Raw genomic sequence first — 15,982 nt, 5'->3', positions numbered from 1 at the left:
CCAGCGCTAAGCGCTGGTGAGGTTTGGAATTTACCATGAGTGAATTTAAAAACATTTTACAGCTAGATAAACAAAGCCAAGCGGCTATGTTAGCTGATGCTAATGGTTTACTAGCAAATATGAGCGCAGAGCAGCGCGTTGCGTGGGCGCTTGATAACTTACCTGATACGGCCTTTTTATCATCTAGCTTTGGTATTCAAGCAGCGGTAATGCTGCATCTAATGACCTCACAGCGTCCTGATATTCCTGTTGTATTAACCGATACAGGTTATTTGTTTCCTGAAACGTATCAGTTTATTGAGCAAATGAGCGAGCGCTTATCACTTAATTTAAAGGTGTATAGAGCACAGCTTAGTCCTGCATGGCAGGAGGCTAAATTTGGTAAATTATGGGAGCAAGGCGAAGGTGGAATTAAGCAATATAATCAGCTTAACAAAGTAGAGCCAATGACCCGTGCGTTAAAAGAAATAGAAGCGGGTACTTGGTTTAGTGGCTTAAGACGCGATCAATCATCTACACGTGCAGATAAACAGTTTGTAGAAATTAGTCGTGGCACAGTTAAAGTGTACCCGATTATTGAATGGTCGAATCGCGATGTGTATCAGTATCTTACTAAGCATGACTTACCTTATCACCCATTATGGGAGCAAGGTTATGTGTCGATGGGAGATGTACACACTACGCGTAAATTAGAGCCGGGTATGACAGAAGAAGAAACTCGTTTCTTTGGTTTAAATCGTGAGTGTGGGTTACACATTGATGGCGATGGTATTTAACGCGGCACACGTATAGCTAAATCGAAAATAAAAATGCAGCTTCGGCTTAATGCCAGTCAGTTAACAGCTGACTGGCGTTTTTTATTGGGGTATTTACTGGGTTTTGGTTTCACACATCTCGGATACGCCCGCTCCTGTTTTATCGGTAATATGTGATGTTCAACTTGAGCTTGTAATTGCTCTATTGATTTAGGTATCCGTCCTGCATTTTCTATAAACATTGTATGAATAAGGTTAATAATACTAATAGCACACGTCGTAAAACTCAGGTGTTTTGCATATATTCCAGACTTTTTCTGCGCCATTTTCACCATCTGATATCGGAGCAAGTTATAGCTCAACATTACGCCCCATAATTCTTGCGCTATCATCTCAGGTTTCTTGCTGCGTAGCGTGAAGTGACTATTCAGTAACGTTTGTTTCATTTCTCGATAACCAAGTTCAATTTCCCACCGTTCACTATAGAGGTCAACAATGTCAGCCTTAGGGAAACGCATTGGATCAGTCAGTGAAGTGAGTATATTCACCTCTTTCCCCTTAACCGTTTTTGTGACTAGCCTGACTTCAATGCTCTGTGGTAAATCGTCGAACTTTTTTCTCGCTTGTGCTGTTGCTTTTAGCTTGATAAGTTTGTCTTGACGACCTAAAGAGCGAACAATTTCATATTGCGTGCCTTTTCTCATCGGTTGAAGCCAATGCCTATTTTCCCCAGCATGATGCCAACGATTGAGTAAGCCTAGAGAATAGAAGCCTCTATCAAATAACGTCAGTGAGTTATCGGGTGTTGCCTCGATTAAGTCTTCAGCCAACACCATTTCACTAGTACGACAACTACCAAAGGCGCTCCCCATTAATAAATGGCTAGTTAACTCCATCAAACACACCATGCGAACCTGAGGGAAAGCCGTGTCACCATGCTGATTTTTCCACACGGAGAATGCATGTTGATTTTCAGCAGTATCCGGTGTGCGCCAAATAACACCATCAACACCCAGTAGTGATAGCCCGCACCATGTGGGATGGTTCGCATCAGCATTCCACATTTGCTGACTTTTCTCAAAAACCTGTTTAACGGCATCAGCCCCAAGCCGCTGCCTAGCCTGTACAACCGCACTGGGTGCAACGAGTTCTTTTTTACCTGGTAAAGCGAGCCCTAATTTACTGACAATACTCCACAGTGGGTCTTCACGATAAAACGACATACAAATGACTGTCCAAACGGCTATCTCAACAGGAAGCCTTCTTTTCCTTATCGTCGCGACACCAGCGGTTTCAGCGCATTGTTTGATAAAGTCAGGACATAAAAAATCACTCAGTTGACCTAAGCCTTCTGAATTGGGTGCGTAGCTATTGGCAAGAGAAAGTGCGGTAGTGAGTTGCAAAATAAAAGGCTCCTGAATAAATTCAGAAGCCTTTATAAACTAACCAGAAGATCGGTCAATGGATCGTCAAATATTTCTTAACTGATCGGCATTAAGCTTCGGCTGCTTTTTTATTGTGAAAAAATTGCCGGATTAAGTATTTTTAATTAGACTCAAAGGAGAAAGGATTAATTTAAAGCAGGAACGCTATGAAATACTTTGCCTATTTAGCAATATCAATCATGACTATTGCGCTCATATCTTTATTTTATTTAAAAAAGCCCGATGGTAAAACATGGCTTTCAGTGTCATCAATGAGTGACAAGTCGCATCATATTAAAGAAAAAATAGCGACGCTCACCGGTAATACATTTGATAATGCTGTACATAACGTAAAGCAAGCAAGCGAAAAAATAGTGAGCTCTACAGCCTCAAATAGTAAAATTTTTAAATGGCAAGATGACACAGGTCAATGGCATTTTTCAGACACGCCAAATCCGCATGCAAAAAGCATTGAGGTTAAACTCAATCCAAAAGATATTACAGTTATTGCCGCAGAAGATACGTCTATTTTAAATAACACTCCAAAAGTATCAAGTATGTCAGCAGCATCAGAAACAATAAGTATTTTAGATCCTGATTCTGTTCAAAAGTTATTTGAAGATGCAGGTAGCGTACAAGATAAACTTGAAAAACGTAACAAAGAAATTAATAGCTTAAGCGGTCTATAATAAAGCTAAGGTTTTTATAGGCACGTCGCGATAACGTTTCTCGGCTTCCATGAATAATATGGTTAAATATATCTTTGTCGAAGTGGCAATAGTACCCCTATAGCAATATATGCAGCCGCGACCATTATCCCCTTAATATCATGCTCGACAGTAAAGTAGCTCGATACAATTAATGTATGGCCAGTCACAAAAAGGCCTCCCTTTATTAAAAGGGAGGCCTTTGTTATTTTTAAAACATACTTTGCTTAATCGAGCATATTACGCAGTACATATTGTAAAATGCCGCCGTGTTTGTAGTAATCCCACTCTTTAGGGGTATCAATACGTACATCGGCACTTAAGCTAACTTTTTTACCTTCAGCATTGGTTGCAATAACGGTGACTTCATCGGTTTTATCATACAAGCCATCAATATCAAATTGCTCTTGCCCTGTTAGCCCATGTGACTCGTAGCTTTCACCTTCTTTAAATTGCAGCGGTAATACACCCATACCAATTAAGTTAGAGCGATGAATTCGCTCATAGCTTTGCGCTACAACCGCTTTAACGCCTAATAAAAGAGAACCTTTAGCTGCCCAGTCGCGAGATGATCCCGTACCGTACTCTTTACCGGCTAAAATAATTAACGGAGTTCCGTTTTTTTGATACTCCATAGCTGCATCATAAATACTTGCTAAGTCATTTTCTGGCTGGGTACGTGTTACACCGCCTTCAGTTCCCGGTGCTAATAAGTTTTTAAGACGAACGTTGGCGAAAGTACCGCGCATCATTACTTCGTGATTACCACGGCGTGAACCGTACGAGTTAAACTGGCCTTTATCTACGCCGTTTTCTTGCAGGTATAAACCTGCTGGTGCATCTGCTTTAATAGCGCCCGCCGGGGAAATATGGTCAGTGGTTACTGAATCCCCAAGCTTAGCTAAACAACGTGCACCTCCAATAGTAGGAATGCCCGGTGGTTCTACTTTCATGCCATCAAAAAAGGGTGCTTTTTTAATGTAGGTTGATGCATCGTCCCAATCATAAAGTTTACCATCAGGTATTTGAATTTTCTGCCAGCGGCTGTCACCTTCATAAACGTTAGCGTAGCTTCTTGCGAACATTTCTTTAGTCACTGTTTCTTTAACTAAGTCACTAACCTCTTTAACGCTTGGCCAAATGTTTTTAAGGTAAATATCGTTGCCGTTAGCATCCTGCGCGAGAGGTTCGTTGTATACGTCAATATCTGTTCTACCTGCAATAGCGTATGCAACAACAAGCGGAGGAGACGCTAAAAAGTTCATCTTAACGTCTTGGTGAATACGCCCTTCAAAGTTACGGTTACCTGATAAAATAGAGCTGACCACTAGTTTATGTTTTTGAATCGCGTCTGATATTTCAGTTGCAAGTGGCCCTGAATTACCAATACACGTCGTACAGCCATAGCCTACTAAATTAAAGCCTAGACTTTCTAGGTCGTCCATCAAGCCTGCTTTTTCTAAGTAGTCGGTAACTACTTTAGAGCCAGGTGCAAGGGATGTTTTAACCCAAGGTTTTACATTAATACCTAATTGCTTCGCTTTTTTAGCGACCAAACCTGCGGCTAAAATTACACTCGGGTTCGAGGTGTTAGTACAACTGGTTATAGCGGCAATAACACATGCGCCATCGTTTAGCTCAAACTCTTGCCCTTTAAATTTAACTTTAGCGGCGCCCATAAATTGCGCTTCATCAACAGGTTCATCGGGGTTTGTTGCCGGGCCTTCACTTTCGATACGCGCTTGTTCTTCATCGCTTTTATCACGACGAGCCATACGCTCATCTTGAAAGCCTTTTAAATGCTCGCTAATAACTTTGCCAGCCTCATTTAAGGCAATTCTGTCTTGAGGACGTTTAGGTCCTGCAAGGCTTGGTACAACATCATCTAATTTAAGCTCGAGTGTGTCGGTGTAATTAGCTTCGTCGCCATCGTTACGCCATAAGCCTTGGTGCTTAGCGTAATCTTCAATGAGTTTAAGTTGCTTCTCATCGCGGTTTGTTAAGCGAAGATAGTTAATGGTTTCATCATCAATCGGAAAAATACCACACGTAGCGCCGTACTCTGGTGCCATGTTAGCTATGGTTGCTCTATCAGCGAGTGGTAAATCGGCAAGACCGTCGCCATAAAACTCGACAAATTTACCCACTACACCATGATTACGTAATATCTCTGTTACTGTTAATACTAAATCAGTTGCGGTGGTCCCTTCAGGTAGGCGGCCGCTTAGCTTCATACCCACTACTTGTGGGATGAGTAAGCTAATTGGCTGCCCAAGCGTTGCTGCTTCGGCTTCAATACCGCCTACACCCCAACCAAGCACACCTAAGCCATTAATCATGGTGGTGTGAGAGTCAGTCCCTACAAGCGTATCTGGGTAAGCGAATTTTTTGCCGTCGCGCTCTTCATTAAAAACAACGCGCGCTAAATATTCTAAATTCACTTGGTGAACAATACCGGTTGCGGGTGGCACTACTTTTAAATTATCAAAAGCGGTTTGCCCCCAACGCAAAAATTCGTAACGTTCTTTATTTCGGTCGTATTCAAGCTTTGCATTTAAATCGAAAGCACCCTCGTTACCATAGCCATCTACCTGTACCGAATGGTCAATAACCAGTTCAGCAGGTGATAACGGATTTATTTTTGCAGGATCTCCGCCTAATTTTTCCATTGCGTCACGCATTGCGGCTAAATCAACAATAGCGGGTACGCCTGTAAAATCTTGCATAACAACACGAGCTGGGGTAAAAGCAACTTCAGATGCTGGTTTTGCTTGAGGATCCCAATTAAGCAGAGCTTGAATGTCTTGTTCTTTAATGTTTGCGCCATCTTCGTTACGAAGGAGGTTTTCGAGTAATACTTTTAAGGAAAAGGGCAATCGTTTTGCTTTGTCACCAAGTCCTTTTAGAGAATGAATATGGTATTGCTCACCATTAATTGTGAGCTGATGTTGGGTGTCGAAACTATTATTCATTATTTGCCCCTTTATGAATTATAAAAATATTTTGAAGAGTGACCTCTGTAGTGCTTGAGTTGCAAAGTACATACCAGCGTAAAAAACCATACTTAGAGAACGAAATTTATACAGTTACCAAGATAGAGATGATGCTGAAAACTTTATTTTCAAGGATGATTTAAAAGAGGGAGGGGGCCAAACGTTATTCGGCCCATACTGATACCTACTTGATTAAAAAAATGATCATTTTATCGCATTAAATAGCGCACTCACTGCGTTAAAAATTATTTTTATAGAACAACTATATATCGTAATTTCGCCTCGTGATTACGCTATTTTCTTAGCGTTATAATAGCCCACTAATTTAATGCAATTGGTATAATTACTGTAACCAGCCTTGTTGCGTAACTTTAACACTCACACAGAGCAAAACCGGCCAAAAGTGCCTCTTAATACGGCAATAGTAAATGTAATGGTTAACTAAATAGGAATGTTAGAATGCGCAGCTTATTGATTTATAGTTGGTTTAATTATCATCTTGGGAGTCATCATCTGCATAAAAATACAATAACGCCAAGTAAGTTCCATACGAGTTAATGCCTATACAGCAGGTTTAAACCAATGTTGGGATGTATTGACAGGCATGTAACCACCTTATTTTTATTATTTACTAACACGCCCTAGGTTATTGAAGAGTAAAAAGGCCAACTATATAAGTTGGCCTTTTTATATAAAAAGAGGGGGTTTTAAACACTTAACCAAATGAAATAGGACGACGTCCTGTTTTGTCATCTACTTTTGGCTTTTTAGTTCGCTTACGCTTACTTTTAGCAGGCTGAACTGTTGGTTGAGAGACCGCCGGCTTTGGTTCAGTGTGAGTTTGTACAGCAGGTTTTTCTGCAGGGATTGCATCCGCACTTAGTGATAGTTGAAAAAACTCACCATCAAACTCTAACACATCACCACTGTATAATTTTTTCCGTTTAATTGTACAAATTTCATGGTTAACACCCACATAGCCTTCAGTTATTAGGTTTTTAGCTTGGCCGCCACCTTCAACTAAGTTTAGTACTTTTAATAATTTACAGAGCTCAATCGGCTCTTCTTCTAATTCTATTTCTATGTATTCTTCGTTCATATTTGCTCTCGGTGGGGTAACGCACAAGCTTTAGTATAAAGGCTTGCAGCTACTTTTGCACCAAAGCAAGTGACTTTAGCTAATTGTAATAGGTAAATAGTTATGAAAGTTTTTATGTATTTTGTCTGTCTTTAAAAAAACTGAAGCAATTGAAGGTTAAGCTTTGCAGCAGTTAATTTTACGTATGGCCTGCTAATTGCTAAAACTTTGGCGGAATAAATATTTTTCATTAAATGGAGTAGGAAATGGGCGTAAGATTAGCAATGAAAAAAGAGCTAATGGGATTAGATAATTCAGGTATGTTAACTGCTGACGATGTTAGAGAGCACCTTGCTAATTCTGTAAAAACGCAAGCTGATCAAGATGAGCGCGGTTTTTCTGTAATTTCAAAATTCAATGATACCCATAGCCGTTTAGTTAGTGGTGATGCCACGAGAAAAACAAAACTTGAATTTGAACGTCATCGTTTGTTTAAAGAAGTTTTATATACTCGCAAAAGTGTTGATGCTTGGTTAGATAGCCAAACAAATTAAATTGCCATAAATAGTTACCTTTAATAGACTGCAATTGTAATCAAAAAGGGGTAACTATGAAAAATGGAATTTTAATATGTGTGTTGGCATTACTATTAGCTGCGTGCCAACAACCTACCGTGTATGTATTTAGTGAAAACTTGCAAGATGAACAGCGCAATCAGCTCGATGCTGCGCTAAAAGCACAATCGCTCCCTTATGAATATGTTGAGCTGGTAATTCCATCAGAGTTTAGTGAAGCCACATTACTCTTATCAAGCGATAAAATTTACCCAAAAGAGACTGAGAAGTTAGCTACTATTATGCAGGGGCTAGGTTACGAGCCACAAGTTAACTATACAACGCGTTCAAATCATTTTTATGGTGATGGCAATATAGGCTTTTATCTAAAAAATGCAGTGGCGGGTACAACCTTTGTTATGCCTAAAAAGTTACGAACAACTCAATGCAGCGAAGACAAGTACAATGATTTAGCGGTCAAATTTGCAAATGAACATGTTGAATTTACACTATCAAGTGGCGCAATAGTTAGGCTGAGTTGGGAGTATTTATATGGTTATCTTGTTATTTATTACAAAAATCATTCGCAAACATACAGTCACTCACAACCACTTATAAATACGCCCTTTGGCGCAAAACCATCCGATACTTACAGGTTTACAGCTCACGTTAATAACCCCAGCTGGCTTGATTGCTCACTACAAATTGTTTATATGGACTGAGTGATAGAGTTAACCGTGGGTTTCTATATGCTCACTTAGTTTTGCAATTCGTTCGCTCATGCCCTCGATAATACGGTCTTTAATTTTTTCACGTATAACATTAGGTAAACGAGTCAATGCTTCAGGAGTTATAGCGAGTACGATAGTGTCGCTTTTAGCTTGGGCATTGGTACTTCTTTGTCTGTTACCAATAAAGGCGCCTTCACCTATAAATTCACCGGGCTCAATGGTACCTAATTCTAATAAGTGATTATGCTTAAAGACTAAAAGGGCGCCACTTAGTACAATGTATAAATGTTTGTCGTTATCAAACTGCTTAAATAAAAATTGCTGTTGGTTAACTAAATACAACAGGCCAAACGATTCTAATAATATTTGACGTTCGTTGAGCGTAAACTCTTTAAAAAAGTGTAGCCTGTTTATAATTTCCATTTGTTTGAATAATGGAATATGTTCGATTAGCTTCATCAATAACCAAATTTGTTAGACACGTTTAATTAGTTAATATTGCGCTCTTTTAACTTACGGGTCAACGTGTTGCGCCCCCAGCCAATTTTTATAGCTGCATCTTGTTTATGGCCAGAACAATTGGCGAGAGCTGTTTTTATTAGCCGAGTTTCTAGTTGTGCTTGAATATCGGGCCAAATATTTTCTTTGCCTTGTTTAAGTTCGTGGTTAAGCCATTGTTGAAATGCATCAAGCCAATCACCTTCCTCTTGAATTGGCGACGCATCAAGGATCTCAGGTGGTAAATCTTGTTCTGTAACAAGTTCACCTGGCGCCATCACAGTAAGCCAACGACACGTATTTTCGAGCTGACGTACATTACCGGGCCAATTAAAGAGTTTAAGCTGCTCTGTTGCTTTAGGGCTGAGTACTTTGCTTTCTACTTGTAAGTCTTTAGCGCTTTTGTGCAAAAAATGTTGCGACAAGCGATCAATATCTTCAGTGCGCTCCCGAAGAGCTGGCAAGCGTAGGCGTACTACGTTTAAACGATGAAATAAATCATCCCTAAATTTACCTTGTTTAACTAAGTCTTCCAGATTTTGATGCGTAGCTGCAATAATGCGTACATCCACCTTTATGCTTTGATGCCCGCCCACACGATAAAATTCACCATCGGCAAGCACGCGCAATAAACGTGTTTGCACATCAAGAGGCATATCACCAATTTCATCTAAAAAAAGCGTGCCGCCATTGGCTTGTTCAAAACGCCCTTTACGCACACTGTCAGCGCCCGTAAATGCGCCTTTTTCGTGGCCAAATAATTCTGACTCAACAAGCTCTTTTGGAATTGCGGCCATGTTAAGTGCAATAAATTGATTTTCTTTACGTGGACTATGATTATGCAAGGCGCTGGCGACCAGTTCTTTACCTGTGCCAGACTCACCATTTATTAATACACTCATGCTAGAGGCTGACAGTTTACCTATTGCTCTAAATACCTCTTGCATAGCGGGTGCTTCACCAATTATGTGTGCACTTTTAGGTGGGGCCTGCTTACGTTTAGTTTTTTTTGTAGAGTTTGCTCTAAATGCACTTTCAACAAGGGCAACCGCTTCGTTTAAATCAAACGGTTTAGCTAAATACTCAAAAGCACCTTTTTGAAAGGCATTAACGGCCGAATCTAAATCTGAGTGCGCGGTCATTATAATAACCGGTAGCCCAGGATTTTGCTCTGCAATAAGCTCAAGTAAAGCCATGCCATCCATGCCGGGCATTTTTACATCCGACACCAAAACAGCGGGTTGGCTAAATTTTAGTGCGCTTAATACATCTTGCGCATTTGAAAAGCTCTCAGCATTAAACCCAGCACGGGTTAGTGCCTTTTCGAGTACGAAACGAATTGATGCATCATCATCTACAAGCCAAACTGTTTTCATGCAAACTCCAAACATTAATCTGCAAAGGGCAGATAGATATTAAATTCAGTATGTCCAGGCCAGCTATCACATTCAATATAGCCGTCATGCTGATCAATAAGCGTTTGCGCAATAGAAAGCCCAAGTCCTGAACCACCTTCTTTATTGGTGATCATCGGGTAGAACAATGTTTCGCGTATGCTGTGGTCAATGCCTGGTCCGTTATCAGATATTTGGATCAACAAGGCTTTTTTAGGTGCTTTACCTGGGCGACGATGTTGATGGTTTATGCGGGTTTTTATTTTTATTTCACCGCCATCTACAAGCGCCTGTTGGGCATTTCGAACAATGTTTAATACGACTTGTTGTATTTTGCCTTGGTCAATATATACATCAGGAATACTCGGGTCATAATCCTTCACTAAGCCAATATTAGAACAATTATCTAACGTACTTAGCCTGACAACCGACTCTAGGGTTTGATGAATATTGCCATAAGACTTTTGCGGTAGCTGATTTGGCCCTAAGAGCCTATCTACTAATTCGCGCAATCTATCTGCTTGCTCAATGATAAGCTCAGCGCATTGGTCTCTTTCTTGTTGATCAACTTCATACTGCAATAACTGCGCCGCTCCGCGAATTCCACCTAAAGGATTTTTAATTTCGTGCGCTAAACCACGAATTAAGTTTCGTGCAGCTTGATATTGATGCATTTGGTTTGATGCTTGGTCGTGCTTTATTTCATCATCTGTTTGGCGCCATTCTAATAATATATATAACGTGTCTTTAAATTTAAGCTGTCTTGAGCTGACTGCTACCTTGGCATGGCGAGAATCGCTAAAAACCACGTCAGCTCTATGTTGCTGGCAATCAACGCCATCAATTAATGAATACTGTTCAATACGTTTCAAGTCAATAGAATGGTAATTAAAAAGGCTATCGAAAGGTTGATCTAACAAGCGTTTAGTACCAAGGCCAAGTAACTCACTCGTACTGGTATTAGCATAAACAACAGTAAATTTTTTATCGAGCAACATGACCGCTGTTGTTTGGTTTTGCCAGATAGCGTCAAGCAGTTCTGGGCTGAAAATTTCATTATTAATCATAGTTGCACCATTTTAGTGCGCCAATATTTGCAGGCAATTAATATTAATAAAATGCACTGCTGCGCCTCAGTTTTAAACTTAAATTTAGTTCTTGAATGTTATACCAATCTGCTTAATTAAGTGAGCTATTTTGAGGTATGAAAACCGTGTCGATAACAGGGCAAAAAATTCGTTATTTAGTTGTTCTATATCAGAAATTTTTAACACAGTTAGCGTCAAGCTTGAGCCCTCAAATTGATCAAGTATTATTGCGGATTGGTATTAAGCCCTTTCTGCGCATAAAAAACACATAAGGTTGGCTCACGGCAATAATTTGGTTTTTATTATTCAACAGCTTTACTTGCAATGTATGTTCACCGCGTTCAACATCTTTTATAGCAAAGGTTGAATCATGACTAGCAGGGCCATGTGTTTGACCATCAACAAACAGCTGTATTGTTAACCCACTTTCGAACCGTGGTGTTATACGGCTGGTAACATATACCGTGCCTGTATTTTCATGAATTGTTTGATTATGCTCTGGTGACAAAATAGCAATGTTAAACGCTGCTTTTTGGGGTTGAGGTTGGTTATTTAAAATATCAGTATTGGTCGCAGGCATTGTAAGGTGCTGACTTGTAAGCTTTACCTCCGTCGCGCCTTTATGCGGTGTATCTGAGAACACTAACACGCCATTTTTATCTTCCCAAGCGTATATTTTTTTTTCAGCAGCATAGCCATAATTACTTAATCCTAAAGTAATTGTTAGTAATAAAATGTAATTATTCACTCGGCGGTCCTGCGTTTTAGAGTAACTTTACTCTAGTGGAGATTGCTTTGATTTACCATTAAAAAAGCCCGCAGAGCAGCGGGCTTGAGAACACACATATTTTTTACAGCTTAATTAACAGCTGTAGTACATTTCAAACTCAACTGGGTGAGTTGTCATGTTAAGCTTTTCAACTTCTTTAGACTTAAGTTCGATGTAAGCATCAATTAAATCATCAGTGAATACACCACCTTGAGTTAAGAATTCACGGTCTGCGCTAAGTGCAGATAGTGCTTCGTCAAGTGATGCTGCAACCGTTGGAATTTCTGCTGCTTCTTCAGCTGGTAAGTCGTATAAATCTTTATCCATAGCATCGCCAGGGTGGATCTTGTTTTTGATACCATCAAGGCCAGCCATAAGCATTGCTGAGAAAGCAAGGTATGGGTTAGCAGTTGGATCTGGAAAGCGTACTTCAATACGACGACCTTTTTCAGATGGAACCACTGGGATACGAATTGATGCAGAACGGTTACGTGCAGAGTATGCAAGCATAACTGGTGCTTCAAAACCTGGTACTAAACGCTTGTACGAGTTAGTAGAGGCATTTGCAAAAGCATTGATTGCTTTAGCATGCTTAATGATGCCGCCAATGTAGTAAAGTGCATCTTCAGAAAGACCGCCGTACTTATCACCAGCAAAAAGGTTTACACCATCTTTAGCAAGTGACTGGTGACAATGCATACCAGAGCCGTTATCACCAACAACTGGCTTAGGCATAAACGTTGCTGTTTTACCGTATAAGTGAGCCATGTTATGGATAACATATTTCATTTCTTGAATTTCATCCGCCTTTAATACCATTGTATTAAAGCGAGTAGCGATTTCGTTTTGACCTGCTGTTGCTACTTCGTGGTGATGTGCTTCTACTACTTGGCCCATTTCTTCTAGCACTAGACATGTAGCTGAACGCCAATCTTGGAAGTCATCAACTGGAGCAACTGGGAAGTAACCGCCTTTAACACCTGGACGGTGACCTGTGTTGCCATCTGCATATTCTTTATCTGAGTTCCAAGCAGCTTGCTTAGAATCAATTTTATACATAGAACCAGACATGTCTGATTTGTATTTAACATCATCAAATACGAAAAATTCTGGCTCTGGGCCAAATAACACAGTGTCTGCAATACCAGTTGAACGCATGTAATCTTCAGCACGCTTAGCAACTGAGCGTGGGTCACGTTCATAACCTTGAAGTGTTGAAGGTTCAACAACGTCACAACGAACAATTAGTGTTGTTTCTTCTGTGAAAGGGTCTAATTTGATAGAGTCTGCATCTGGTAATAAAACCATGTCTGACTCATTAATGCCTTTCCAACCAGCGATTGAAGAACCATCGAACATTTTACCGTCTTCGAAAAAATCTTCATCAACTTGATGATGAGGAATAGAAACATGTTGTTCTTTACCTTTAGTGTCAGTAAAGCGTAAATCAATGAACTTAACGTCATTTTCTTTAATAAAATCTAAAACCGATTGTGACATGTGTCCTCCAAGTGTGGGGTTTTGTTATTGCTGCATAATTGCTTTAGCATTTATTAAGCTGATTTTGTGCCATTTTTATAACTGCATGTTTATAAATTAAAAAAAATAAGTTGTTATAAAATCCAGCATAGCGGCGCACTAATTTGGTGCGTAAAATATCCCTTTTGGTGCAATATTTACGCGGTGCAATTTGCTGATAATTTAATCGCTTAAAATTAGCATAAACTAAATGCAAAAGAGTACCAAAAAGATCAGCAAAATAGCCAAAATGGCTGTTTTTCGAAAAAATATCGAAATTTAATTCATATAATTGTCATATATAAAACAGATACTTAGTAAAAGTATTGAGAAAGTTTTCAAATTTGTATTGGATAAACTTTCATCCATGTCATTAATGAGGGATAATATGCGCCCTTTTAAATCCTATGCTGGGACATCTCGCGAAAGCGTGGATGAGTGCGTAGATCTTGCAGGATCAATGAGAATTTAATTTCTCTGAGTAAATATATGAGCATCGAACAGTTAAGAAATATAGCGATTATCGCGCACGTTGACCACGGTAAAACAACACTGGTTGACAAACTACTTGAGCAATCAGGTACATTAGAAACACGCGGCGGTAACGAAGAGCGCGTGATGGACTCAAACGACATTGAGAAAGAACGTGGTATTACCATTTTGGCTAAAAACACAGCCATCTCTTGGAACGACTACCATATCAATATCGTAGATACCCCGGGACACGCCGATTTCGGTGGTGAAGTTGAACGCGTACTTTCGATGGCTGACTCAGTATTATTACTTGTTGATGCTCAAGAAGGTCCAATGCCGCAAACGCGTTTCGTTACGCAAAAGGCATTCGCGCAAGGCTTAAAGCCAATTGTAGTTATCAATAAAATTGATAAGCCAGGCGCTCGTCCAGATTGGGTTATGGATCAAATCTTTGATTTATTCGACAACCTTGGCGCGACTGACGAACAGTTAGATTTTAAAGTAATCTACGCTTCAGCAATCAACGGTTGGGCAACACTAGATTTAGACGAACCATCAGACAACATGGAACCTATGTTCAAGATGATCGTTGAAGAAGTATCACCACCGGATGCAGATCCTGAAGGTGACTTCCAAATGCAAATTTCTCAACTAGATTACAACTCTTATGTTGGTGTAGTTGGTATTGGTCGTATTAAACGTGGTTCTGTTGCTCCTAACCAACAAGTTACTATTATCAGTGCTGATGGCACTACACGTAATGGTAAAATTGGCGCAGTACAAAGCTACCTAGGTCTTGAACGTATCGAAACTGATAGAGCTTACGCTGGTAACATCGTAACTGTAACAGGTATTGGTGAGCTTAAGATTTCTGACACAGTTTGTTTCCCAGGAAACGTTGAAGCATTACCACCACTAAGTGTTGATGAGCCAACTGTAACAATGACATTCTCTGTAAATAACTCACCTTTCTGTGGTAAAGAAGGTAAGTTTGTAACGTCACGTAATATCCGTGAGCGTTTAGACAAAGAATTAGTACACAACGTAGCACTTCGCGTTGAAGATACTGCTAGCCCAGATAGCTTCCGTGTTTCTGGTCGTGGTGAATTACACCTAGGTATCTTAATCGAAAACATGCGTCGTGAAGGTTACGAGCTTTCAGTTTCTCGTCCAGAAGTTATCTTACGTACTGTAGATGGCGTTCTAGAAGAACCGTTTGAAACAGTGACTATTGACTGTCAAGACGAGCATCAAGGTTCTGTTATGGAACAAGTTGGCCTACGTAAAGGTGAACTTACTAACATGACTCCAGATGGCAAAGGCCGTATGCGTTTAGACTTCATGATCCCTAGCCGTGGTTTAATTGGTTTCCAAACTGATTTCATGACGCTTACTTCGGGTTCTGGTCTTATGTACCATACGTTCGATCATTACGGTCCTCACAAAGGTGGCGACATCGGTGTTCGTAAGAACGGCGTAATGATTGCAAACGCAACGGGTAAAGCACTTACTAACGCATTATTCAACTTACAAGAGCGCGGCCGTTTATTCATCGGTCACGGTGTTGAAGTATACGAAGGTATGGTTATCGGTATTCATAACCGTGATAACGACCTTACAGTTAACGCCCTTAAAGGTAAGCAGTTAACTAACGTGCGTGCATCTGGTACTGATGAAGCGCAAACGCTTTCTCCACACCTTAACTACTCACTTGAGCAAGCGCTTGAGTTCATCGATGATGACGAGCTAGTTGAAGTAACTCCACTAAACATTCGTATCCGTAAGAAACACCTTACAGAAAACGAACGTAAACGTGCGGGTCGTGCACCTAAAGCATAACCTATTAATTTAGAATTATGATTTTAAAAGCCGCTGTATTGCAAAATACAGCGGCTTTTTTGTGTTTGTGACAAAGAGAAGCTTTAAAGTCAAGGCAACTATTTACGGCAAGGCTAGAGTCGCTTTTAGAAACAAAGTATTATTTCTAAGAATACACTGC

General features: G+C 40.1%; 13 protein-coding genes. 5 read left to right on the top strand and 8 right to left on the bottom strand.

What is annotated here, in order from left to right; translation table 11 throughout:
• Positions 1-35: 35 nt before the first annotated feature.
• Positions 36-776, top strand: a complete 741-nt coding sequence (locus AC0VZ4_RS19115; protein WP_033029261.1) for a phosphoadenylyl-sulfate reductase — start codon at positions 36-38, stop codon at positions 774-776.
• Positions 777-832: 56 nt separating this feature from the next.
• Here the strand turns inward: AC0VZ4_RS19115 and AC0VZ4_RS19110 are convergent, their stop codons facing one another.
• A complete protein-coding gene (locus AC0VZ4_RS19110; RefSeq protein WP_475440456.1) occupies positions 833-2,158 on the bottom strand; it encodes an IS4 family transposase in 1,326 nt (441 codons plus the stop codon).
• 188 nt (positions 2,159-2,346) lie between these two features.
• Between AC0VZ4_RS19110 and AC0VZ4_RS19105 the strand changes: the two genes are divergently transcribed.
• Positions 2,347-2,868 (top strand): DUF4124 domain-containing protein, encoded by a 522-nt coding sequence (locus AC0VZ4_RS19105; protein WP_007376199.1) that lies wholly within the window; start codon positions 2,347-2,349, stop codon positions 2,866-2,868.
• A 245-nt stretch (positions 2,869-3,113) separates the two neighbouring features.
• On the opposite strand, the gene acnA is transcribed toward AC0VZ4_RS19105, so the two are convergent.
• Positions 3,114-5,858 carry an aconitate hydratase AcnA gene (gene acnA, locus AC0VZ4_RS19100; RefSeq protein ID WP_475440455.1) on the bottom strand — a complete coding sequence of 915 codons (2,745 nt, stop codon included), beginning with the start codon at positions 5,856-5,858 and terminating at the stop codon, positions 3,114-3,116.
• Positions 5,859-6,594: 736 nt separating this feature from the next.
• Positions 6,595-6,978: an RNA-binding S4 domain-containing protein gene (locus AC0VZ4_RS19095; protein ID WP_008133330.1), complete on the bottom strand. Its 384-nt coding sequence runs from the start codon at positions 6,976-6,978 to the stop codon at positions 6,595-6,597.
• Between the two features lie 245 nt (positions 6,979-7,223).
• Here AC0VZ4_RS19095 and AC0VZ4_RS19090 point away from each other — a divergent pair, with 245 nt between their 5' ends.
• Complete coding sequence (locus tag AC0VZ4_RS19090; RefSeq protein ID WP_475440454.1) at positions 7,224-7,511, top strand: hypothetical protein; 288 nt, start codon at positions 7,224-7,226, stop codon at positions 7,509-7,511.
• Between the two features lie 56 nt (positions 7,512-7,567).
• Entirely contained in the window at positions 7,568-8,233 is a 666-nt protein-coding gene (locus tag AC0VZ4_RS19085) for a hypothetical protein (RefSeq protein ID WP_475440453.1), read from the top strand.
• Positions 8,234-8,242: 9 nt separating this feature from the next.
• Here AC0VZ4_RS19085 and AC0VZ4_RS19080 read toward each other — a convergent pair whose 3' ends face one another.
• The 5 genes from AC0VZ4_RS19080 to glnA form a co-directional block, all read right to left on the bottom strand.
• Positions 8,243-8,701 (bottom strand): Crp/Fnr family transcriptional regulator, encoded by a 459-nt coding sequence (locus AC0VZ4_RS19080; RefSeq protein WP_008133336.1) that lies wholly within the window; start codon positions 8,699-8,701, stop codon positions 8,243-8,245.
• A 29-nt stretch (positions 8,702-8,730) separates the two neighbouring features.
• Positions 8,731-10,116, bottom strand: coding sequence for a nitrogen regulation protein NR(I) (gene glnG / locus AC0VZ4_RS19075; RefSeq protein WP_306724474.1), 1,386 nt, complete (start codon positions 10,114-10,116; stop codon positions 8,731-8,733).
• A gap of 14 nt (positions 10,117-10,130) precedes the next feature.
• Complete coding sequence (gene glnL / locus AC0VZ4_RS19070) at positions 10,131-11,201, bottom strand: nitrogen regulation protein NR(II) (RefSeq protein ID WP_008133339.1); 1,071 nt, start codon at positions 11,199-11,201, stop codon at positions 10,131-10,133.
• Positions 11,202-11,439: 238 nt separating this feature from the next.
• The gene (locus AC0VZ4_RS19065; protein WP_033039485.1) at positions 11,440-11,970 is read right to left on the bottom strand and encodes a DUF4124 domain-containing protein; all 531 of its coding nucleotides are present in this window, start codon (positions 11,968-11,970) and stop codon (positions 11,440-11,442) included.
• Positions 11,971-12,084: 114 nt separating this feature from the next.
• Positions 12,085-13,491, bottom strand: a complete 1,407-nt coding sequence (gene glnA / locus AC0VZ4_RS19060) for a glutamate--ammonia ligase (protein ID WP_475440452.1) — start codon at positions 13,489-13,491, stop codon at positions 12,085-12,087.
• A 507-nt stretch (positions 13,492-13,998) separates the two neighbouring features.
• On the opposite strand from glnA, the gene typA reads away from it, so the two are divergent.
• Positions 13,999-15,822 carry a translational GTPase TypA gene (gene typA / locus AC0VZ4_RS19055; RefSeq protein ID WP_149613662.1) on the top strand — a complete coding sequence of 608 codons (1,824 nt, stop codon included), beginning with the start codon at positions 13,999-14,001 and terminating at the stop codon, positions 15,820-15,822.
• Positions 15,823-15,982 lie beyond the last annotated feature (160 nt).

It is taken from the genome of Pseudoalteromonas sp. QJM3NY_22 (assembly GCF_056173065.1).
The sequence above is the reverse complement of the archived record's forward strand: the minus strand, read 5'-3'. Positions and strand labels throughout refer to the sequence as shown.

Excerpts from the sequence above, each read along its gene's own strand:
- AC0VZ4_RS19115 (WP_033029261.1), top strand. The coding sequence starts at position 36 with ATGAGTGAATTTAAAAACATTTTACAGCTAGATAAACAAAGCCAAGCG.
- AC0VZ4_RS19105 (WP_007376199.1), top strand. The coding sequence starts at position 2,347 with ATGAAATACTTTGCCTATTTAGCAATATCAATCATGACTATTGCGCTC.
- acnA (WP_475440455.1), bottom strand. The coding sequence starts at position 5,858 with ATGAATAATAGTTTCGACACCCAACATCAGCTCACAATTAATGGTGAG.
- AC0VZ4_RS19095 (WP_008133330.1), bottom strand. The coding sequence starts at position 6,978 with ATGAACGAAGAATACATAGAAATAGAATTAGAAGAAGAGCCGATTGAG.
- AC0VZ4_RS19090 (WP_475440454.1), top strand. The coding sequence starts at position 7,224 with ATGGGCGTAAGATTAGCAATGAAAAAAGAGCTAATGGGATTAGATAAT.
- AC0VZ4_RS19085 (WP_475440453.1), top strand. The coding sequence starts at position 7,568 with ATGAAAAATGGAATTTTAATATGTGTGTTGGCATTACTATTAGCTGCG.
- AC0VZ4_RS19080 (WP_008133336.1), bottom strand. The coding sequence starts at position 8,701 with ATGAAGCTAATCGAACATATTCCATTATTCAAACAAATGGAAATTATA.
- glnG (WP_306724474.1), bottom strand. The coding sequence starts at position 10,116 with ATGAAAACAGTTTGGCTTGTAGATGATGATGCATCAATTCGTTTCGTA.
- glnL (WP_008133339.1), bottom strand. The coding sequence starts at position 11,201 with ATGATTAATAATGAAATTTTCAGCCCAGAACTGCTTGACGCTATCTGG.
- glnA (WP_475440452.1), bottom strand. The coding sequence starts at position 13,491 with ATGTCACAATCGGTTTTAGATTTTATTAAAGAAAATGACGTTAAGTTC.
- typA (WP_149613662.1), top strand. The coding sequence starts at position 13,999 with ATGAGCATCGAACAGTTAAGAAATATAGCGATTATCGCGCACGTTGAC.